The sequence below is a fragment of the Xylanibacter rodentium genome, from assembly GCF_013166575.1.
GTDB classification, from domain to species: Bacteria; Bacteroidota; Bacteroidia; order Bacteroidales; family Bacteroidaceae; genus Prevotella; species Prevotella rodentium.
The window spans coordinates 234,117-254,935 of the sequence record NZ_JABKKE010000001.1 but is presented as its reverse complement, the minus strand read 5'-3'; the positions used below and the strand labels follow the sequence as shown (position 1 = coordinate 254,935).

The window sequence follows — 20,819 nt, the reverse complement described above, 5'->3', positions numbered from 1 at the left end:
TCTTTGCCTATTCCTTGAGCATCAGCTCATTATAGCTCTTTGTGACGTCTTCTATGCCGCCGTCTTTGCACAGGTATACCACACCGGGATATTTGTCGAGCAGCAGCATGTTGTGTGTGCTCATGATGATGGCCGTGCCGGTCTGCGAAATCTGTTTGAGTAGCATTATAATGCTTTCGGCCGTCTCAGGGTCGAGGTTTCCCGTAGGCTCGTCGGCAATGATTATTTTCGGATTGTTCAGTATCGCCCGTGCTATGGCAATACGTTGCTGTTCTCCACCGGAAAGCTCATGCGGGAATTTAAGCGCCTTGTCGGCCATGTCCACATCGGTCAGAACTTCTGCTATCCGTTTGTCTATATCCTTTTTGTTCTTCCATCCCGTGGCTTTCAGTACGAAGTGCAGGTTCTTGTACACGTTGCGGTCGCTGAGCAGCTGGAAGTCCTGGAAGATTACGCCCATCTGCCTGCGTAATGCCGGTATGTGCTTACGTTTGAGCCTGCGTATGTCGTGACCTATTACAGTGGCCTCGTCGCCTTCGTCTATGTCAAGTTCGAAATACAGTGATTTCAGCAGCGAGCTCTTTCCGGAGCCCACCCGTCCTATTATGTATATGAACTCCCCTTCGTCAACACTGAAGTTGACGCCTGAGAGCACAGGTTTCTCTCCCTGCTGATAAATGTTGACGTTTTTGTAGTCTATGAGCATGTCGGTGTTTCTTTTTTGTCTTAATGCTTTTTCCATCCTGGGGTGTGCCGTTGCTGCAACTCCCGTACCAGATCCTCTATCCTCATACCCTTGTGGGTGAGCAGCACCGTAAGATGGTAGAGCATGTCGGCACCCTCGTATATCATCCGTTCCGGTGTGCCGTTCACGGCCTCTATCACCATCTCCAGAGCCTCTTCGCCCACCTTTTGCGCCATGCGGTTCACACCGTCCTTGAACAGCGATGTCGTGTAACTTCCTTCCGGCATCTCCATGTGTCTCTTTTCGATAAAGTCTTGCAGCTCGGTGAGGAAGGCCAGCGGGCCGGGTGTGTTGGCCTCTCCCCAGCATGTGTCCGTGCCCTTGTGGCATGTGGGTCCTTCAGGGTTCACTTTGACAAGCAGGGTATCGTTGTCGCAGTCTGCGGCCATGCTTACCACGTTGAGGCGGTTGCCCGATGTCTCTCCCTTGGTCCACAGGCAGTTGCGGCTTCTGCTGAAGAAGGTTACCGTCTTCGTTTCCACCGTCTTCTCGTATGCCTCTTTGTTCATGTAGCCCAGCATGAGCACGTTTTTCGTTGTGGCGTCTTGTATGATTGCCGGGACGAGCCCCCCCGTCTTTTCAAAATCTATTGTCATATGTTCAGTTCTTTTTGTTCATATTCTGACGTTTATACCTTCTTCTTTAAGATACTTCTTCAGTTCGCCTATGGCGATTTCTCCAAAGTGGAATACGCTGGCAGCCAGTGCCGCGTCAGCGTGTCCTTCGGTAAAAGCATCGCGGAAATGCTCCATACACCCTGCTCCGCCGCTGGCGATGACGGGTATCGACAGTCTGTCGGAAAGCATGGCTAGTGCCTCAGTGGCGTAGCCTGTCTTTACGCCGTCGTTGTTCATGCTTGTAAAGAGAATCTCGCCGGCACCGCGATCCTGCATTTCCAAGGCTCTGTCGAGCAGTCTGTGTTCCGTGCGCTCTCGCCCTCCCTTGATGTAGCAGAACCAGTCCGAGCCGTCGAAGCGGGCGTCGAGCGCGCATACGCATACCTGGCTGCCGAACCGTGCTGCCACCCGGTCTATCAGTTCCGGATGTCTGAATGCCGCACTGTTGATGCTTACCTTATCGGCTCCCGCCTGAAGCAGCCGTTCGACATCGGTCAGTTCGTCTATGCCTCCACCTACGGTGAACGGTATGTTGATCTCCTGTGCCACCCGTGTCACCATGTCCGTGAACGTTTTCCGTCGCTCATAACTGGCCGTGATGTCCAGAAATACCAGCTCGTCGGCACCGGCCTCACTGTATGCCTTGCCAAGCGCCACGGGGTCTCCTGCGCTCCGCAGGTCAATGAAGTTGGTGCCCTTGACGGTCTCGCCGTCTTTCACGTCAAGGCATGGTATTATGCGTTTTGCCAGTCCCATAGTTCTTTCATGTTTATCTTGCCCTCATATATGGCCTTGCCGAACACCACGGCCGGTATTCCCGCAGCGTTCAGAGCCTTGATGTCGTCAATGTCCGAGACGCCGCCGCTTGCTATAAGATGCAGGTCGGGGAATGTCTCCATCACCTCACGGTACAAGTCTGTTGCAGGACCTTTGAGTGTTCCGTCCCTCGATATATCGGTACACAGTATGTTCCTTATGCCGTGTTCCATCCACGAGGCTATGAAGTCCTTCAGTTTCAGCGGCGAGTCCTCCCGCCATCCGTTGATGGCTATCATGCCGTTGCGCACGTCGGCTCCGAGTATTATCCTGTCGGCTCCGTAGCGGGCTGTCCACGAACGGAGCAGGTCGGGGCGTGTCACGGCCACCGAGCCTACTGTCACCATGGCGGCCCCGCAATTGAAGGCCGTTTCAATATCCTCGTCGGTCTTGATGCCGCCGCCGAAGTCTACGGTGAGGTTTGTCGTCGTGGCGACGGCCCGTAGCACGTCTGCATTGACTATGTGTTTCGACTCGGCACCGTTAAGGTCTACCATGTGCAGCCTGCGGTAGCCCAGTCGTTCGAACTCTGCTGCGATGGCGGCAGGGTCGGCATCGTAAGTGGTGCGGAGGTCGTAGTCGCCTTTTGTCAGCCGCACGCATCTGCCATTGTATAAGTCTATTGCGGGTATCAGTTCAATCATAGCTCCAGGAAGTTCTTTATGATGCGTTCGCCCACGGTTCCGCTCTTTTCTGGATGGAACTGTGTGGCATAGAAGTTGTCGCGGTGCATGGCGGCACTGTATTCCACGATGTGTTCGGTGGTGGCGGCGGTGTGACGGCACAACGGCACGTAGTAGCTGTGTACGAAATATACGAAGTCGTTGTCGTTCAGTCCGCGGAAGAGCGGGCTCTTCATGTCGCGGAGCGAGTTCCATCCCATGGCCGGCACCTTGTCCTCATGACGGGTGGGGCAGAAGCGTTTCACCACGGCGTCGAATATGCCCAGACAATCGGTGTCGCCCTCATCCGAGTGACGGCACAAGAGCTGTTGGCCTACGCAGATGCCCAATACAGGCTGTGTCAGATTGCGTATGACACTGTCCAGTGCGTGGTCGCGCAGATATTTCATTGCTCCTCCGGCCTCGCCCTGTCCGGGGAATATCACACGGTCGGCCTGTCTCAGCGTGGCGGCATCGTCCGTCAGTACAGGGTCTGTGCCAAGGCGCTTGAGTGCGTTTACCACCGAATAGATGTTTCCTGCGTTGTATTTTATTATTGCAACGTTCATGTGTATGTTGTGTGTCGCGGATGTGTATGGTGCGCGTCTTTTTCTCAGCTGAATATTATCGTTTTGTTGCGGTATGTCAGTATCTTCCGTTCGATGTGCTTGGTGACGGCTCTTGACAGGACAATCTTTTCGAGGTCGCGTCCCTTGCGCACCAGGCTGTCGGGCGTGTCCTTGTGTGTGATGCGCACTACGTCCTGTTCGATGATAGGTCCGGCGTCGAGTTCCGATGTAACGTAATGGCTTGTGGCGCCGATGATTTTCACACCCCGTGTCCATGCCTGGTGGTAGGGCTTGGCGCCGATGAAAGCCGGCAGGAACGAGTGGTGTATGTTGATGATATGGTTGGGATATTCGCGTATCATGTCGTCGCTGATTATCTGCATGTAACGCGCCAGCACGATAAAGTTGACATTCTCGCGCCTGAGCAGCTCCATTTCTGCCTCTTCCACTTCCCGTTTGTTGGAGTGGTCTTTCTTGATGGACCATACATAGTACGGTATGTCGAACTGTTCGGCCACGTAGCGCAGATCTTCGTGGTTGCTCACTATGCAGGGTATGTCGACGTCCCATTCGCCGGCCTTGTAGCGTGCCAGAATATCATACAGGCAGTGGCTCATCTTGCTTACGAAGATGGCCATGCGCGGCTTTACGTCGTTGAAGTACAGGCAGCACTCCATGTCGTATCTGCTGGCATACAGTGTGTTGATGTATTCCTCGATTTTGTCCTTCGGTATGAGGAAACGGTCCAGTTCCCATTCCATGCGCATGAAGAATACACCTTCCACCCGGTCGACGTACTGGTCGAGATAGACGATGTTGCCACGGTTGTCTGTTACGAATTTTGTCAGTTCCGATATTATTCCTTCCCGGTCGGGGCAGTGCAGAAGCAGGATGGCTGTTGGTTTCATATGATTTATTTAAAATTGAGCCACAAAGTTATAAAAATAATCGTATATGGTATCAGAAAACAAGAAAATATTGTAATTGTCTTACGTTTTCTTGATATTTAGCCCTGTTTTGCTTCTTTTTTGAAACATTGTCTGTCAGCGGTGTCATTCGCTTTCCGCCGCGCGCAGTATTATGCTTGTGGCACCGATGGTGAACAGGCATCCGTCTTCTATCACACGGCGTTCCCGGTCACCGAGTATCTCGTTGTCGACGAATGTGCCGGTATAGCTCGGGCCGTCTCTCAGTATGTATTGCAGACGCCCGTGTTTGTCGTGTCGGACCGTAAGCACACAATGGTTGATATCTATGCTCGGGTCGTTGGTCTCTATGGGGGTGTTCACCCCCGAACCTTTCATGTATCGCCCTATGACGTTGTCTCCAAGGCTTAGCGGCAGCACTTGTTTGTAGTGGAAAACGTTTTCTATCACCACTATCGAGCCGTAGCCGTTCTCGTTGGCATGTTCGTCGGGATTCTCTTCCTTTTGCGTGGCCCGCAGTTTGGACGCTCCTATGCGTATACCGAATTGCTTGCTGCAATACGGACACTCGAACACCAGCGACTGGCCCGCCTGGTATTTCGTCTCGTCAAACGTGATGTAGTTGTCGCACTTGGGGCACTTTACTCTCTTCATCTTTTCTTGTAAACCCAGGATTGTTCGAAATATTTGTTTCCGCGTATTGCTCTTAGGGCGGTGTGCGCCTCGCTCTCGCTTTCATACTTTCCGTACACCACACGTACAATCTTGTTGTGCTCGTATGTGTATGCTTCGTCCAGCCCCTTGTCGTGCAGCTCCTTTACGTAGGCGTTGGCATTGTGCCGCGTGATGTGGCTTGCCATAACGATGCAGTACATGCTGTCTTTCTTGGCCGGCAGCACCGGTTGGGCATGTTCGGGCTTTGGCTTTACGTCATGTGCGGCTTGTGTCGTGGTGTCCCTTTCGGCGATGGCTTTCTTTATCTTGGCCGGCTCTATTTCGATGGCAGGGCGGGGTGCGGCATTTTCCTGTATCAGGTTCATTATCATCTGCTCTTGCAGGCCGGATGCTTTCAGCTGTGTCTTGTCGCTGTTGGCTATCGGCGGTGTCAGTACAAGAAAGACGATTATGGCGGCGGCCACGGCGGCGATGTTGCGCAGCCATGCCACTTTTATCTTTATCGTGCGCTCTTCCTCCTCTTCTCCTGATGCGTTGGCGTCGTCTGCAGCCGTCACGGTGGTTCTGTCCTTCTGCTTTGCATAGCCGGAAGCAGACGCATGTGTGTTTGTCGGTGCGGCGGCCTCTTCGGATTCGGAGGTACCTGTGCCGCAAGCCGGGTATCTGTGTGCGCGTTCCGGCTCGGCGGCTTCGGTTCGCTTCATCTCGAACGAGCTGAGCCCGTATAGGGTGGGGGTGAGGATTCCGGCCTCGCAAGGTTCGAAGATGTAGTTGCCCTCGTCGTTGAGACGGAGTGTGCCGATGTCTTCAAGTTCGTATACTCCTTTGTTGCGGAGGTGCTGCTTCAGTTCGTTCACTTCTTCCTCGATGCGTCTTGTCGCCTCGGGATAGCTTATGTCGTATGCTTCGATGTATGATTGTGCGAGCAGGGAGTCGTTGAGTTTCAACAGTGGATTGAAGCCGAGAGTGCGCAAGGGCGGCAGAAAGATGTTCTCTTCCTCGTCGTAATGTGCATCGACATGGTGCGCCATGAATCCTCCCAAGTCCGGGACGATGACGCAGTCGTTGTCCAGCAGTAATATTTCGATGTGTCTACTTAATTCAATCATGAGTGCAAAGGTACTCATTTTTCCTGATATTTGCAAACTTATAGGTAAGTTTTAGGGCTGGATCGCTGAAGTTTTCGGATGTGGGACGGGTATGCCGGGAAGTTGTACTTTACCGTCATCTTGTCTGCTCTGTGTGTCCGTGTTGCCATGTTTCATCGGTTGTCTTGGGATTTAAAAGTGCCGGTTTTGCAATGCGAAAGTGGCACTTTGGGGATGCGAAAGTGCCACTTTTGGTATATGAAAGTGCCGCTTTCGGGTGTTATATGGCATTGGCGGATGATGTTTTTGCATTTCTGCACGACATGCCCTGCCGGCAGTGGAGGGGAAACGGGCAAAAAAAGATGGGCAACGGATTCTCGGAAGGGTGTTTAGGGGACGAAAAGGGCTGCTTGAATTCTCCGTTTTATCGATTTAACACATGTTAATGGGTACATCGGGACTGCCAATTCTCCGATTCTTCCGTTAGGTACACTGTGTAATATATTTACATAATAAAGCGGTGTGCGCTCCTAAGATGCTTAGAATGTGGGGTATGACGGATGTGGACAGTTTTTTTTATTATACAAAATCGCCTGTTTTCGGAGAAATGAAAACAGAGAATCTCCGAAAACAGGCTGTACAACTGCTTCTTATATATTGTAATCATATATTTTATATTCCAATCTGTTATATATAATAATATTATTATATATAACAGATTGGAATATACTATACGAGAATCGTATGTGGTGTATACCTTGTTTTTCAATTCTCCGAATTCTCCGTCTTTTAGATTATACCAATAATATTGACATTATCTACGTGTGAGGTTGCGGCAGACACATGACTGGCATACGTCGCATTACCTGTGAATATTGCGGGGCAGGGTGTTTCGCTGTGCCTCTGTACTGTGCTGCGGAAGGCAAGGAGGTATGGCGCTGTCGGCAGAAAAAACAACATGCTTCTTGAAAAATCGGAGAATTGGCAGTCCCGATGCACCCATTAACATGTGTTAAATCGATAAAACGGAGAATTCAAATCGCATTTTTCATAACGAAAATACCGTTTCGGAGAACTGTTTCCGCTTTTTGGAGAATTCGTCGGGGTGATGCAAGGGGGCACTTCCGGAACTGAGGTTTCAAATTGTAATCAATTAAGTTAGTCGGCAGAATTAAGTTAGTCAATAGAATCAAACTACATTATCCTCCGGACAAAACGTTCCCTTACAGAGCGCGCCCCAACGGGTAGGGTGTCCCAAACTTGTCGCTCATTTCTGAAATCATAGTCAAATAAATATATTAAGTTAGTCAACAGAATCAAACTACATTATCGTCCGGATATAGGATGAACGCGCCCTGGATGAACTTGCTCTGGAAGAATGCGCCCCGCAGGGGCAACAAGCACATAGCCCGGGGCAGAGCGAAGCGGCACCCCGGGAACAACACGATTGTACACACTCGCCCTGAAAGGGCAAAAGCATTAATTATCAGGTATTTACAGTTTATGTATTGTGTGTTTTTTTATGCTTTTGCCCTTGCAGGGCGAGTGTGTACAATCGTGTTGTTCCCGGGGTGCCGCTTCGCTCTGCCCCGGGCTATGTGCTTGTTGCCCCGTTGGGGCGCATCCATACAAGGCGCATCCATCCTATATCCGGACGATTATATAATTTAATTTTGTTGACCAACTTAATCAAAATGAATTGCGGATAACGGACAATCTGATGATAACTGATTTTGAATGTCTGCTTTATACGGCTGCTTTTCTGATTTCGGCGTGTTAAAAATTAAGGAAAAACAGGGAGGTTTTCAAAATATTTTATTATATTTGCAATTGAAAAAGTGAATATGTCTTCCATGGATCATACCGTGGAGCGGCATAATGGTATTTGAATTTTGAAAGAAAAACCAATGTAGATATGAATATAGCAATAGTAGGAACCGGATATGTCGGACTAGTTTCCGGAACATGTTTTGCGGAGACGGGTGCGATTGTGACTTGCGTGGATGTGGATGCGGTGAAGATAGAGCGTCTGCAAAAAGGCGACATCCCAATTTATGAACCGGGTCTTGACGAGATGGTTGTCAAGAACGTCAAGGCGGGGCGTCTGCGTTTCGCCACCGATTTGGCGTCAGTGCTCGACGAGCAGGAGATAGTCTTCTCCGCTGTCGGAACGCCTCCGGATGAAGACGGCAGTGCCGACTTGAAATATGTGCTTGAGGTGGCACGGACGATAGGGGCCAATATCAACAGGTATATGGTGGTGGTGACCAAGAGCACGGTGCCTGTGGGTACGGCGCAGAAAGTTCGCGCGGCGATTCAGGCAGAGATAGACAGGCGCGGAGTGGATGTGGAATTCGATGTGGCCAGCAATCCGGAATTCTTGAAAGAGGGCAACGCCATAAAAGACTTCATGTCGCCCGACAGAGTGGTGGTGGGTGTGGAGAGCGAGCGCGCACGCAAGGCTCTGACCAAGCTCTACAAGCCGTTTCTTATCAACAACTTCCGCGTGATATTCATGGATATCCCTTCAGCCGAGATGACCAAGTATGCGGCCAACTCCATGCTGGCCACGCGCATATCGTTCATGAACGAGATAGCCAATCTGTGCGAGCGTGTGGGGGCCGACGTGAATATGGTGCGTGCCGGTATAGGAGCCGACACGCGTATAGGGCGCAAGTTCCTGTATGCCGGTTGCGGCTATGGCGGGTCGTGCTTCCCGAAGGATGTCAAGGCTCTGATAAAGACGTCGGACGACAACGGATATTCCATGGAGGTGCTCAAGGCTGTGGAGCGTGTCAACGAACGGCAGAAACGCATACTGTTTGACAAGTTGCAGGCGATATTCGGCGCCGGCGACGGTCTGCGCGGAAAGACGGTGGCGCTGTGGGGACTGGCTTTCAAGCCCGAGACCGACGACATGCGCGAGAGCACGGCGCTCGTGATGATCGACCTGTTGACCGCGGCGGGTTGCACTGTGCGCGCCTACGATCCGGTGGCCATGGACGAGTGTCGCAGACGAGTGGGCGACAGGGTGACGTATTGCCGTGACATGTACGACGCTCTGCTCGATGCCGATGCGCTGCTGCTTGTGACGGAGTGGAAGGAGTTCCGCCTGCCTGCCTGGCCGGTGGTGAAGAAGGCCATGAGGCGCCCGCTGGTGATAGACGGCCGCAACATATTCGACGCGGAAGAGCTTGCCGAGAACGGATTTGAATATCATTGCATAGGCAAGTAGCAAAGTATGGACAATAAGTAAGATAGATTATAGTCGCAATGTTGGATAATAAGAAGCAAATGGCCGTGGTATTCATGCTGTTGTCGGCGGTGGCGGCATCGTTGCTGACGGTGGGGTGCGGGCGCAAGTCCGAAGCTGCTGCCGACCGTATGGAAAATGTAGAAGCCAAGGCTATGTTGCAGGGCATATGGGCTGACGAGATATCGGAGAGCATAGTCTTCAAGATAGAGGGTGATACAATTTTCTATCCTGACAGGACAAGCCGGCCGGCCCGTTTTGTGATAATCGGCGACACTCTTGTAATGGGTGAAGCGCGGGTGAAGTACCCGATAGTCAAGCACACGGCCCATCTGTTTTCTTTTAAGAATCCCAACGGCGATGTGGTGAGACTGGTGAAGAGCAGCGCTCCCAACGACACTATCGCATTCGTGCACGATAGTCCGGAACCGATGACGGTGTCTCCTCAGAAGTTGAAGACGGACACGGTAGTTGTGTATGGCGGTGAGCGCTATCACTGTTATATTGCCGTAAATCCAACCACATACAAGGTTGTCAGGACATCGTACAACAATGATGGAGTGAAGGTTGAGAATGTGTATTATGACAATATAATACACGTGAGCGTGTATCATGGCACCCGGCAGTTGTACTCCCGGGACTTCACCAAGCAGATGTATTCACGGCTTGTACCCGAGACGTTTCTGCGAAGGGCGGTACTGGGTCATATGGAATTCGGCAAGGTGGATGCACGTGGCTTCCATTTCAATTCGACAATATGTATTCCCGACGGTGACAGCTGTTATCTGCTTGACACGCAGATAACGTTTGACGGGGAGATGTCAATGGAGTTGATCGAGTATTAGAATAATTGAGAATTTAGAATAATTGAGAATTTAGAATTTAGAATGGAGAATTATGATTTGCTTTGTTATACGGTCAAAAAGCATCTTATAAGTTGATTTCTTCACTTATATAGTCCATGTTTATAATCATACAACAAAGCAAATCATAATTCTCCATTCTAAATTCTAAATTCTCAATTATTCTAAATTCTCAATTATTCTAAATTCTCAATTATTCTAAATTCTCAATTATTCTAAATTCTCAATTATTCTAAATTCTCAATTATTCTAAATTCAGTAGAAAGTTGTCTATCAGTTGTCTTGCTATTGACAGTTTTTCGGGTATTTCGGGCAGATTGTCTTTGCCGAACCATGCTCCGGCGCTGAGTTCGGTGCTTTGCAGCCGTATGTCGCCACTGTCGTATTCGGCGTTGAAGCCCACCATCAGTCCGCAGGGATATGGCCATGGCTGGCTGCTGAAATATCTGATGTTTTTGATGCGTATGCCCGTTTCTTCGAGCACTTCGCGCTGCACAGCCTCTTCGAGTGTCTCTCCCGTCTCGACGAATCCTGCGACGAGACCGTAGAAGTTGCCGCGGAAGTTGTTTGCGTGTACGAGAAGCATCTCGCTGCCGCGTCTTACAAGGACGATAACGGCCGTGGCCAGTTGGGGCCATACTTCCTTTCCACATTTCTCGCAGCATTTGCTTATCTCCGTGTGCATCTTCATTCTGTTGCCGCAGACTCCGCAGAAGCGCGTGCTCTCGTCCCAGTAGAGCAGTTCGCGGCATTTTCCGGCAGTGACGTACATGTTGTATGGCAGCTTGTAGTAGCTCGACCGCAGTGGACACATCTCGTAGTGTGGTGCCGTGTCGACGGGGCTGTCAATGGCGTATGTACGTATCTTGGTGTTCGGGAATGCGGGGGCCGTGACGTTGATGATGTTTGTATGCGGCTGTATTTCAGTAGGCGGATCTTCGCCGGATGGTATGGTATACGTGCCGTCGGGACGCCTTTCCAGCATTATATCGCCTTTGTGGAAAACAAAAAATGAATACATGGCTTTTGTTGATATTGTTTTGTTTAGGATAACTCTGAACGACAGTTTTTTAATCTAAAGGTCTCCGAAAATCAGCTTCCTGTCTCTCTCTATCGCCGGCCGGACCCATTCGACGGGCACGAAACGCCAGTTTCCGTTGGCCTTGGGCAATACGTTTTTCATGCGTTCTATCTCTTTCATCAGGTAGAAGCGCTGGTCCTTGTCACTGCGGTATACGATGCGTGCGTCGATGGAATCCCTGGATATGCCGGCTCCACGGGTAAGCAGCTCTCCGCCACCGTTGCCGCGATAGCTGTTCATCACCACCTTGTACCATCTGTGTTCGTCGAAGGGCCGGCCGTCGCTCATGCGCAATATGCGGACTTTACGGCCGTTGGGCTGTGTCACGTCTACCTCGTAGTCGATGCCTGCGGCGCTGTCGAAGTTGAATGTCATGTTCTTGAACCCGTACTTCTGCATGTCGTTTCTGTTGTCATCGTCAAGAAGCATTATATGGTCGTCCGGACTCTTCATGGTGTTCACCCATAGGTCGTAGCTCATCTCAAGATGCTTCCTGATCTCTTCGCCGGTCATGTTGAGCACGTAAATGTTGTTCTCGTACTTGTAGAGCTTGAACATGTCACTGACATATATTTCGCCTTTCGGCACACTGATGTTGAAAGAGAGTGGGGCGTTGAACGATATGTCGGCGCCGGTGATGGCCAGCTGCAGATTGTGGACAAGGTCGGTGAAGGGAGCGCTGCCGAAGAAACAGTCCCGTGTGCAGATGGTGTCGCCGAGTGTTCCTACAGGGCGGCTTACATAGTCGTTGATGAGGTCTGTATGCGGCTTGAAGTGTTCCATGAAGTCTTCGTCTACGGCTTCGTCGCATATGTCGTGCACCTGGCCTGTGACAGACTTCCGGACCACGCGGCCGTTTTCCGTCTCTATCTCTATGGAGGCGTCTCCAACCATGAGGGCGTTGCATGAAGGGTCAAGGCAAAGAACCTCGGTGCCTTCGTCGTTTGTCACGACGGAGCGGCGCCGGGTGTGGTCGTGACCGTAAAAGACGATGTCGAATCCTGGTATTTCGCGTGCCACGTCGTGCGTTTCGTCTTCAGTGTACAGTTGTGTGCTGATGCCTCCTTCCCATCCGCTGTGGAACAGTCCGATGACTATATCCGGTCGTTCAGTCTTCTTCAAGTGTTCCATCCAGTACCGTGCAGACTCCTTAATGCCGTCAAAGCGCAGTCCGGCCCACAGGGATTCGTTGAGCCAATTAGGTATGGCGGGTGTCGTCATGCCGAGGATGGCAATCTTTATGCCTTCGCGTAGGATGATGGTGTATGGGGTTGTGTATGGTTTGCCGCTGACGGTGTCTATGATGTTGGCTCCGACAATGGGGCATTCCACTTCCTTTATCCATTTGTCGTATACGGCATGGCCGGTCTCTATGTCGTGGTTGCCGAAAGCTCCGGCGTCGTATTTCATATAGTTGACCACCTCTGCGGCTATGTTTTTGGTGTCGGTGGCGATATAGTTGTAGTAGTAGCATGTGGGCTGGCCCTGAAGAATGTCGCCGTTGTCCAGCAGGATCAGGTTGTCACCGTAATGCTTCCTTAGCCGGTTGACGTATGTGCTTACGCGTGCGAGTGTCCCTTTCATGGGCTTGCGCTCTATGAAGTTGTATGGGAAGAAACATCCGTGTACATCGCTTGTTTCTATGATTCTCAGGTTTATCTTCTTGTTTTTTGCCGGTGCCGGTGTCGCCAGACAAAGCATTGCAAGACCTGTTACTGCTAATTCTTTCATATATTGCCGTTGCTTAAGTTTGTGCAAAGATACTTTATATTGATGACAAAACGGTGCTTGCAAGTTTATTTTTTAAGAATGTATAGCTGAAAAATGGGATTACGGTTAGATACGATTAATTGTTAATATCTGTTTATCAACTTGACCTTATTCTTTGTCTGGAAAAGAATCGGGCCGGAAGAAAACGTTTCCTGTTTTTCTTCCGGCCCGATAGGATTATCCGTCGGCTACATTTACTCAGCTTCAGTAATCTTGTTCTTTATCTTGTCCACGTAAGCATCGATTACTGCTACGGCGGTGATGTTTATCACATCGCGCACGGAGCATTCGAAGTCGGTGAAGTGGATAGGCTTGTTGAGACCCATCTGTATCGGGCCGATAATTTCGGTCTCGGGCGAGAGAGCCTGCAACAGCTTGTATGCACCGTTGGCGCTGCTCAGGTTGGGGAATACCAGCGTGTTGACGTCGCGTCCGTTGAGACGTGAGAATGGGTATTTCTTGTCGCGCAACTCCCTGTTGAGGGCAAAGTTAACCTGCATCTCGCCGTCGATGGCAAGGTCGGGGTACTGCTGCTGCAATTCCTCAACAGCCTGATGCACCTGAGCGGGGCTGCCGGAGTCATCGCTTCCGAAGTTGCTATAACTGAGCATGGCGATGGAAGGCTCATCGTTGAAGAATCTTACAGTCATGGCACTCAGTTTGGCTACGTCCTTCAACACTTCCTTGTCGGGATGTCTGTTGATGAGCGTGTCGGCTATATAGTATGTACCTTTCTTCGAGTTTACGATGTGCATGGTGCCAAAGTGATTGTATTCCGGACGTATGCCGATAACCTCTTTGGCCACCTTGATGGTGTTCGAATATTTTGTATACAGACCGGTTATGAAAGCGTCGGCCTCGCCGGTCTCAACCATCATCATACCGAAGTAGTTGCGCTCGAACATCTTGTCGTTGGCTTCGTCGACGGTGTATCCCTGGCGCTGACGCTTTTCGGCGAGCACACGGGCATAGCGCTCGCGGCGTTCGGCCTGATTGTCGTGACGCAGATTGACAATCTCTATGCCGTCGAGATTGAGGTCGAGCTCTTTGGCTAGCTTCTCTATGCGCTCATCATTGCCGAGAAGTATCGGCTGACAGATGCCTTCGGCCTTGGCCTGTACGGCAGCCTTCAGCATGGTAGGGTGTATGCCTTCGGCAAATACGACTCTCTGCGGATGCGAACGTGCCGTGTCGTGGAGCTTCTGTGTGAGCTTGGTCTCCTGTCCGAGCAGTTCGCGCAACTGGTTCTTGTAGGCTGCCCAGTCGGTAATAGTCTTGCGGGCCACGCCGCTGTCAATAGCAGCCTTGGCCACTGCGGCCGACACTTCGGTGATAAGACGGGGGTCGACGGGTTTCGGGATGAAATAGAGTGGGCCGAACGTGAGGTTGTTCACCTGATATATATCGTTGACAACATCGGGCACCGGCTGTTTTGCCAGTTCGGCAATGGCATGCACGGCCGCCATTTTCATCTCTTCGTTGATGGCTGTGGCATGTACGTCAAGAGCGCCTCGGAAGATGTAGGGGAAGCCGATAACGTTGTTTATCTGGTTGGGATAGTCAGAGCGTCCGGTGGCCATGAGCACATCGGGTCGGCTGGCCATAGCCTCCTCGTAACTAATCTCGGGCACGGGGTTGGCCAGAGCGAAGACGATGGGCTGGTCGGCCATGGAACGTATCATATCCTGCGAAAGGATGTTGCCCTTCGACAGTCCTACGAAGACGTCGGCACCCTTTATCGCCTCTTCAAGAGTGTGGATGTCACGTCTGTCTGTGGCAAAGAATTTCTTCTGTTCCGTCAGGTTGGGGCGGTCACTGGTTATGACACCTTTGGAGTCAAGCATTACGATATTCTCACGTTGTGCACCTAATGCCATATACAGTTTTGTGCATGATATGGCAGCTGCACCGGCGCCGTTGACCACAATCTTTACTTTCTTTATATCTTTGCCGTTTACTTCAAGAGCGTTTTTGAGTCCTGCCGCAGATATTATGGCTGTACCGTGCTGGTCGTCATGCATCACCGGGATGTCCAGACTCTTCTTCAGTCTTTCCTCTATATAGAAGCACTCCGGTGCCTTGATATCTTCAAGATTGATACCTCCGAAAGTGGGAGCTATCTTTTCCACTGCCTCACAGAATTTTTCCGGATCTTTCTCTGCCACTTCAATGTCGAAAACGTCGATACCGCCGTATATCTTGAACAGCAGTCCCTTACCTTCCATAACTGGTTTTCCGCTCAGCGCGCCTATGTCTCCGAGTCCGAGCACTGCAGTTCCGTTGCTGATGACAGCAACGAGATTTCCCTTGTCCGTATATTTGTATGCGTCGTCAGGATTCTGCTGTATTTCAAGACAGGGATAAGCCACACCGGGCGAATAAGCCAAGCTCAAGTCTGTTTGTGTGCGGTAAGGTTTGGTTGGTATCACCTCAATCTTTCCAGGCCTGCTATTCTCGTGGTATTCGAGTGCAGCCTCTTTTGATATTTTTACCATAGTTGTATTGTTTTGTTATTATTGTGTCGTCTTGATTATTTTATTTTCATCACTTTCGACTTTTCAGTTTTCGGGAAGCAAAGTTAGCAAAAACAAAATTAAAATGATATTTTTTTTTAGAAATTTAGTAACTTTGCATTATAATATGGTTTATATATGCAAGAAATAAAGAATATTTCAACATACAGACAATCGCTGAAGGACAAGATACTTGAAACATCGATGAAAATGTTTCAAGAGAAAGGGATACGTGCAGTAAAAATGGATGATATAGCAAACAGGTTATCCATATCGAAGCGTACGTTGTATGAAATTTATGATGATAAAGAAAGGCTGCTTTTTGAAGGGGTTAAGAAGTTTCATAACATAAAAAATGAGCAGATAAAGGAAGTTTCTATCAATAGCAGCAATGTGATGGATGTTATACTTTATGCATACAAGCAGCATGTGGAGTCGTTCAGGCATACCAATCCGATGTTCTATTCGGATATGGAGAAATATCCTAAGATTCTGAAGTATTTCGATCAAGAAAATGAAGATGCCCACGCCCAGTTTGTCGACTTCCTGCATCGTGGTGTTGCAGAAGGATTTTTTCGTGATGATGTCAACTATGAGATTGTTGCCTGTATGTTTGATGTATTGGGTAAGTTCATAATGTCGAGGATGTTATATCAGCATTATACAATGGAAGAGATAATGTCTAATATAGTGTTTGTGTCGTTACGTGGAATCTGTACGCAGAGAGGTGCGGATATTCTCGATCGTTTTTTGGAAGATAAACAATAAAGTGTGTTACAAAGTTTGAATCTCAACAATCCTTTGTGTTTGAGTATTCTGCTTTATGACACACTTTATTTATTATAAGTAAGTCAACAAAATTAATACGTATAATCTGTTTTTTGGCTTTAAATGCCGTGCGTTTTCTTTTTGTTGACTAACTTGGTTTGATATAAACTTCTGTTTTTTTATTGGTGTTCTTCACGCAGAAGATCATTGACAGTCTTCACAGGATTGAATGTAGATAGCGGAACCTCGACAAATATTGTGTTCCAATTGCTCATGGCTCCGTTCCACAGTCCCGGAAGTTCGAGGGCTTTCAGTTCTTTTCCGTTCTTGCTTTTGCTACTTATGAATCCTGTTGACTTGTCTACATATTCTGGAAGAGAGAAAGGTTGTCCTTTGTAGTCCTTCACAGCACATACAAGATCTACAGGGTTGAAGTGTGTACCTTTGGTAAACATTTCCATATATTCCTTGTTGCTTTTGTCTATTTGACTGCTTTCGAGAATCTGAAGGCTCACTGTGCCGTCTTGATTGTATGTGAGGAATGGGCCGCCTCCTGGTTCTCCTACATTTTTAACAACTCCGCATACACGCATCGGGCGGTTGAGTTTATTTCTTAGATAGATTACGAGTTCGGCATCTTCCAGATGTTTGATGTCTGACTTGCGACAGCATAGGTCGTGTTGTACAAATCTGATTATTTCTTCAAGTTTCTCATGACTGTATGAGCCTGTGTCAAGCAGTCGCAGATATTCGAATGCCTTTTCTTGCAGGGTGACCAGTATTCCTGCTATCACTTGTTTATATTCAACTGTATCGGCTTTCATACTGTCCGGCACAACGTTGTCTATATTCTTTATAAATATAACGTCAGCCTCAATCTCGTTGAGATTTTCAATCAGAGCCCCGTGGCCTCCCGGACGGAAAAGCAACTTGCCATCGGCTGTTCGGAACGGTGTGTTGTCGGTGTTGACAGCCACGGTGTCGGTACTTGGTTTCTGTTCGGAAAATGTTATATCATACTTTATACCGTATTTTTTGGCATAGTTTTCTGTTTTATCAGCCACTTTCTGTTTAAACAGTGGCATGTGTTCATGGCTTACTGTGAAGTGTACATGTGCCTCACCGTTGCTTGCTGCGTACAGTGCTCCTTCGACAAGATGTTCTTCCATGGGAGTGCGTGGCCCCTCATTGTAATTGTGGAATAGCAACATGCCTTTGGGCAATTGTCCGTAGTTAAGCCCTTTTTCTTCAAGCATATTTTCTGCAACGGCTTTATATTTTCCTTCATCAATAAGTTCTTTTATGCTTTTGCCCTCATTCTTTTGACATTGAATGCTCAGTGCATCATAGAATGCAAAATGTTCCAGATTGTTGAAATAGTATTTTTCAAAGTCGGTAGTAGGCACAGTATAGTCAGCATCAAGGAAAGCGAAAATATCCTTGAACATACGGCTTGCAGCTCCTGAGGCGGGTACGAATTTTACTACGCGTTTGCCTTGGGCCTTATAGTCGTTCCATTTCTTCACGTATTCTGTACGCTCTGTTTCGTCGGGAGCCATGATGCCGTGGCCGATAGCTGCGGCAGCTTCCAGTTTCAGAAATGGGAAACCGGTTTTGAATTGTTCTAACTGAGTGTTAATCTGCTCTTCTGTTATTCCTTTGAGAGCAATCTGTTTAAGGTCTTCCTGTGATAACATATTTATGTAATTTATAAAAATAATGCAACAAAAATAATAACTTTTTCTGTAAAAACCGAATAAATCGTAGAAAAATTGTATCTTTGCATAGTTATATTGACATACAAAAACGATTATGACTGAAAGATTTGAGTTTACAGTAGAAGAGAAGGAAAGTCTTTATTTGCTTTATGCCAAATTAAAAAGGCAGATAGAAGTTTCACTCCTGCCTGATGATGAGAGCCGTATGTGCCGCCATTTGGAAGAGTCGGTGGAGAAAGGCCAGGTGCATCGTGATGCTTTCGGGCATAATCCGATACTTTTTGGTTTTCAGACAGCTCTGATTGTAGTAGAGGAAATCGGTCTGAAGCGTGATGCCGTTCTGGCTATATTGCTTCATCCGAGTGTTGACGGAGGATTTATGACTGTCGATGAAGTGCGCACGGAGTTTGGTGAATCTGTAGCCCGCATACTGCATGGCCTGATACGTATATCTGAGCTTTATGCAAAGAATCCGGTTGTGGAGAGTGAGAATTTCCGTAATCTGCTTTTGTCGTTTGCTGAAGATATGCGTGTTATTCTTATCATGATAGCATATCGTGTCAATCTGATGCGTCAGATTCGAGACAGTGAAAATTATGAAACCAAGCGCAAAGTATCTGAGGAAGCAGCGTATCTTTATGCTCCTCTTGCCCATAAGCTGGGACTTTATAAGCTGAAGAGCGAGCTGGAAGACTTGTCTTTGAAATATCTTGAGCATGATGCCTATTACATGATAAAGGACAAGCTCAATGCCACCAAGCAGGCACGTGATGCTTATATTGATGGATTCATCGGGCCTATAAAAGATAAATTGCAAGAAGCCGGTCTGCGATTCCATATGAAGGGCCGGACCAAGAGCATACACTCCATATGGCAGAAGATGAAGAAGCAGAAGTGTGGCTTTGAGGGCATATATGACCTTTTTGCAATCCGCATTATCATAGATTCTCCGTTGGAGAAGGAGAAGATGCAATGTTGGCAAGCCTATTCCATCATTACCGACATGTATCAGCCCAATCCCAAACGTTTGCGTGACTGGCTTTCGGTGCCAAAGTCGAATGGTTATGAGAGTCTGCATATCACGGTGCTCGGTCCGGAGAAAAAGTGGGTGGAAGTACAGATACGTACAGAGCGTATGGACGAAATTGCCGAACGCGGTGTGGCTGCTCATTGGCGGTATAAGGGTGTGAAGGGTGAGACAAACCTTGACGAATGGCTCACCAGCATACGTAATATATTGGAAACCAGTGACGATTTGCAGGTGATGGACCAGTTTAAGATGGACCTTTATGAAGACGAGGTATTTGTATTCACTCCCAAAGGAGATTTGCTGAAGTTCCCTAAAGGAGCTACGGTACTTGACTTTGCATATCATATCCATTCTAAGATTGGTAACGGATGCACGGGTGCACGTATCAACAATAAGGTGGTCACATTTCGTGAACCGTTGCGTAGCGGTGATCAGATAGAAGTGATGACATCTACCACGCAAAAGCCCAAACGTGATTGGCTCAATATAGTCAAGACATCGCGTGCCAAATCAAAGATTCGTCTGGCCTTGAAGGAAACTCAGGTCAAGGAAGGCCTGTTTGCCAAGGAAATGCTTGAGCGTAAGTTCAAGAACCGGAAGATAGAACAGGACGAGTCGCTCATGGCCCGTCTTGTCAAGAAGTTGGGTTTTAAGGAAGTCAGCGATTTCTATAAGCAGATAGTCGACGGTTCGCTTGATGTGAATGTAGTGATAGATACTTATGTGGATTTGCAGAATCGTGAGTCGGGACACGGAGCGGACGGTCCGGCGAGAAGTGCGGAAGAGTTTTGCTTTCAGAATATTAATACTGGTGTTTCACGTGGTAATGATGATGTGCTTGTCATCGACCGCAATCTCAAAGGTATTGATTATCAGTTGGCCCGTTGCTGTAATCCCATCTATGGTGATGACGTTTTCGGTTTTGTGACCATCAATGGCGGTATAAAGATCCATCGCACGGATTGCCCGAATGCCCCAGAGATGCGTAAGCGTTTCGGTTACCGTGTGGTGCGTGCAAAGTGGAGCGGAAAGGGAACGTCGCAATATTCTATAACTTTGCGTATCATAGGAAACGATGACATCGGCATTGTGAACAATCTTACGAGTATTATCAGCAAGGATGAGAAACTGACTTTGCGCAGTATAAGCATAGACAGCAACGACGGGCTTTTCCGTGGCAATCTTGTAGTGATGATAGACGACACCTCACGTATGGAAGCCTTGATACGTAAGTTGCGCACAGTCAAAGGAGTGAAACAGGTGGAGAGAATATAGTGTCTATAATATGAGGTTGTCCGTGGAGCTGTGTTAAGATTCGGCTTATTATACTTGTGTGGACATATCTTCAGTTGCGCCCAACAACATGTGTCTTGTATTTGTCCGTCAAATAAATATTGAATATCGACATTTTATAAAACTGACGAATACAAGACATCTCGTTATTTTTCTTTCCATATTGTTGTATTTGACAATATGGACTTGCTGTTAAGAGCGGTAAACGGGACTCGAACCCGCGACCCTCGGCTTGGGAAGCCAATGCTCTACCAACTGAGCTATTACCGCATTAGAATGAAATGCTTATGGAATGTCTTTCGAAATAATAAAAAAGAGAGCCGACACCCGGACTCGAACCGGGGACCTATTCATTACGAATGAATTGCTCTACCAACTGAGCCATGTCGGCTTTTCAATGACCTCTTTTTTGTTTTGCGAATGCAAAGGTAA

At 48.5% G+C, this 20,819-nt stretch carries 16 protein-coding genes and 2 tRNA genes; 4 read left to right on the top strand and 14 right to left on the bottom strand.

The window, feature by feature from the left end:
* Window positions 1-7: 7 nt before the first annotated feature.
* The 8 genes from HPS55_RS01015 to HPS55_RS00980 form a co-directional block, all read right to left on the bottom strand.
* Window positions 8-706: a cell division ATP-binding protein FtsE gene (locus tag HPS55_RS01015; RefSeq protein ID WP_172174379.1), complete on the bottom strand. Its 699-nt coding sequence runs from the start codon at window positions 704-706 to the stop codon at window positions 8-10.
* 20 nt (window positions 707-726) lie between these two features.
* Window positions 727-1,341: a bifunctional phosphoribosyl-AMP cyclohydrolase/phosphoribosyl-ATP diphosphatase HisIE gene (hisIE, locus tag HPS55_RS01010; protein WP_172173731.1), complete on the bottom strand. Its 615-nt coding sequence runs from the start codon at window positions 1,339-1,341 to the stop codon at window positions 727-729.
* Between the two features lie 18 nt (window positions 1,342-1,359).
* Window positions 1,360-2,118 carry an imidazole glycerol phosphate synthase subunit HisF gene (gene hisF, locus HPS55_RS01005; RefSeq protein WP_172173728.1) on the bottom strand — a complete coding sequence of 253 codons (759 nt, stop codon included), beginning with the start codon at window positions 2,116-2,118 and terminating at the stop codon, window positions 1,360-1,362.
* A complete protein-coding gene (gene hisA / locus HPS55_RS01000; RefSeq protein ID WP_172173725.1) occupies window positions 2,097-2,822 on the bottom strand; it encodes a 1-(5-phosphoribosyl)-5-[(5-phosphoribosylamino)methylideneamino]imidazole-4-carboxamide isomerase in 726 nt (241 codons plus the stop codon). The genes hisF and hisA overlap by 22 nt, the downstream gene beginning before the upstream one ends.
* A complete protein-coding gene (hisH, locus tag HPS55_RS00995; RefSeq protein ID WP_172173722.1) occupies window positions 2,819-3,409 on the bottom strand; it encodes an imidazole glycerol phosphate synthase subunit HisH in 591 nt (196 codons plus the stop codon). The genes hisA and hisH overlap by 4 nt, the downstream gene beginning before the upstream one ends.
* A 44-nt stretch (window positions 3,410-3,453) precedes the next feature.
* Complete coding sequence (purU, locus tag HPS55_RS00990) at window positions 3,454-4,317, bottom strand: formyltetrahydrofolate deformylase (RefSeq protein ID WP_172173719.1); 864 nt, start codon at window positions 4,315-4,317, stop codon at window positions 3,454-3,456.
* A 144-nt stretch (window positions 4,318-4,461) separates the two neighbouring features.
* Complete coding sequence (locus tag HPS55_RS00985) at window positions 4,462-4,989, bottom strand: FHA domain-containing protein (protein ID WP_172173716.1); 528 nt, start codon at window positions 4,987-4,989, stop codon at window positions 4,462-4,464.
* Window positions 4,986-6,119 (bottom strand): HU domain-containing protein, encoded by a 1,134-nt coding sequence (locus HPS55_RS00980; protein ID WP_172173713.1) that lies wholly within the window; start codon window positions 6,117-6,119, stop codon window positions 4,986-4,988. The genes HPS55_RS00985 and HPS55_RS00980 overlap by 4 nt, the downstream gene beginning before the upstream one ends.
* A 1,894-nt stretch (window positions 6,120-8,013) precedes the next feature.
* Here HPS55_RS00980 and HPS55_RS00975 point away from each other — a divergent pair.
* Window positions 8,014-9,333 carry a UDP-glucose dehydrogenase family protein gene (locus HPS55_RS00975; protein ID WP_172173710.1) on the top strand — a complete coding sequence of 440 codons (1,320 nt, stop codon included), beginning with the start codon at window positions 8,014-8,016 and terminating at the stop codon, window positions 9,331-9,333.
* A gap of 59 nt (window positions 9,334-9,392) precedes the next feature.
* On the top strand, window positions 9,393-10,196 hold the full coding sequence (locus tag HPS55_RS00970) for a DUF4738 domain-containing protein (RefSeq protein WP_172174376.1): 804 nt from the start codon (window positions 9,393-9,395) through the stop codon (window positions 10,194-10,196).
* Window positions 10,197-10,458: 262 nt separating this feature from the next.
* Here the strand turns inward: HPS55_RS00970 and nudC are convergent, their stop codons facing one another.
* The 3 genes from nudC to HPS55_RS00955 form a co-directional block, all read right to left on the bottom strand.
* On the bottom strand, window positions 10,459-11,235 hold the full coding sequence (gene nudC, locus HPS55_RS00965; protein WP_172173707.1) for an NAD(+) diphosphatase: 777 nt from the start codon (window positions 11,233-11,235) through the stop codon (window positions 10,459-10,461).
* 54 nt (window positions 11,236-11,289) lie between these two features.
* On the bottom strand, window positions 11,290-13,026 hold the full coding sequence (locus HPS55_RS00960) for a bifunctional metallophosphatase/5'-nucleotidase (RefSeq protein WP_172173704.1): 1,737 nt from the start codon (window positions 13,024-13,026) through the stop codon (window positions 11,290-11,292).
* Window positions 13,027-13,259: 233 nt separating this feature from the next.
* Complete coding sequence (locus tag HPS55_RS00955) at window positions 13,260-15,560, bottom strand: NADP-dependent malic enzyme (RefSeq protein ID WP_172173701.1); 2,301 nt, start codon at window positions 15,558-15,560, stop codon at window positions 13,260-13,262.
* A 156-nt stretch (window positions 15,561-15,716) separates the two neighbouring features.
* Between HPS55_RS00955 and HPS55_RS00950 the strand changes: the two genes are divergently transcribed.
* Window positions 15,717-16,346, top strand: a complete 630-nt coding sequence (locus tag HPS55_RS00950) for a TetR/AcrR family transcriptional regulator (RefSeq protein ID WP_172173698.1) — start codon at window positions 15,717-15,719, stop codon at window positions 16,344-16,346.
* A 179-nt stretch (window positions 16,347-16,525) separates the two neighbouring features.
* Here HPS55_RS00950 and HPS55_RS00945 read toward each other — a convergent pair whose 3' ends face one another.
* The gene (locus tag HPS55_RS00945) at window positions 16,526-18,043 is read right to left on the bottom strand and encodes a DUF4301 family protein (RefSeq protein ID WP_172173695.1); all 1,518 of its coding nucleotides are present in this window, start codon (window positions 18,041-18,043) and stop codon (window positions 16,526-16,528) included.
* 115 nt (window positions 18,044-18,158) lie between these two features.
* Between HPS55_RS00945 and HPS55_RS00940 the strand changes: the two genes are divergently transcribed.
* On the top strand, window positions 18,159-20,369 hold the full coding sequence (locus tag HPS55_RS00940) for a RelA/SpoT family protein (RefSeq protein WP_172173692.1): 2,211 nt from the start codon (window positions 18,159-18,161) through the stop codon (window positions 20,367-20,369).
* Between the two features lie 215 nt (window positions 20,370-20,584).
* Here HPS55_RS00940 and HPS55_RS00935 read toward each other — a convergent pair.
* A tRNA-Gly gene (locus HPS55_RS00935) sits at window positions 20,585-20,657 on the bottom strand.
* A gap of 48 nt (window positions 20,658-20,705) precedes the next feature.
* Window positions 20,706-20,778: transfer RNA gene (locus HPS55_RS00930), tRNA-Thr, on the bottom strand.
* Window positions 20,779-20,819 lie beyond the last annotated feature (41 nt).